At 74.5% G+C, this 404-nt stretch carries 1 pseudogene; it reads left to right on the forward strand.

Going from position 1 to position 404, the window contains the following annotated elements:
• Positions 1 to 21: 21 nt before the first annotated feature.
• A pseudogene (locus LPA54_RS40770) lies at positions 22 to 404 on the forward strand (condensation domain-containing protein); the annotation flags it as partial.

Consider the following 404-nt stretch of genomic DNA (forward strand, 5'->3'; position numbering starts at 1 on the left):
TAAGATGTGTATTAGAGTCAGGACGACGACTTCTTCGCGCTGGGCGGGCACTCGCTGCTCGCCACCCGGCTGATCAGCCGCATCCGCAGCGTCCTCGGCGCGGAGGTCTCGCTGCGGGACCTGTTCGAGCGCCCCACCCCGGCCGGCCTCGCGTCCCTCGCCGCCTCGGCCGGCGACGGACGCCGTCCCGCCCTGGCGCCCGCCGCCGAACGGCCCGACCCGCTCCCGCTGTCGTACGCCCAGCGCCGGCTGTGGTTCCTCGGCCGCCTCACGGACGACGACCCCGGCTACAACATGCCCGTGGGACTGCGCCTGACCGGCGCCCTGGACGCCGAGGCGCTCGCCGCCGCACTGGCCGACCTGACCGAGCGGCACGAGACGCTGCGCACCGTCTTCCCCGAGGG

Origin of the sequence: Streptomyces sp. DH12 (assembly GCF_020873895.1) — a bacterium.
Taxonomy (GTDB): Bacteria; Actinomycetota; Actinomycetes; order Streptomycetales; family Streptomycetaceae; genus Streptomyces.